1 protein-coding gene is annotated in these 341 nt (G+C 46.3%); it reads right to left on the bottom strand.

Annotated features, from left to right (window positions below):
- Window positions 1–324: DUF4437 domain-containing protein (locus tag AB4486_RS23635; RefSeq protein ID WP_372119005.1), on the bottom strand; the 324-nt coding region annotated here is incomplete at its 3' end.
- Window positions 325–341 lie beyond the last annotated feature (17 nt).

Below are 341 nucleotides of genomic sequence, written 5' to 3' on the forward strand. Positions count from 1 at the left end.
GAACTCACTTGCGTCCGTGGTGATTTTTCCTTCAAAGCCGGCAGGCAGTTTGATCATTGAACCACCCATGTCAGAAGTGCTACCCCAAACATACGTTGATTGAACACCGTCTACTTTGATATCGTGAAGATCACTGCTGTTTAGCCACACGATATTGTCTTTATGCAAGTTTAGAGGACGTTCGCCATTATCGAACTTCTCTTCAGATGGTTGAACTAGATATGGACCCGCATCAATCTCAAGGTAGATTAGGTTTGTTTCACCGTTTGCGGCAGTGGTGTGGTCTTCACCTGCTGGTTGCGTCCAGAACGAGCCTGTTGGCATCCACATCTTTTCTGATG

This window comes from Vibrio sp. 10N.222.55.C6, assembly GCF_041473395.1.
GTDB classification, from domain to species: domain Bacteria; phylum Pseudomonadota; class Gammaproteobacteria; order Enterobacterales; family Vibrionaceae; genus Vibrio; species Vibrio crassostreae_C.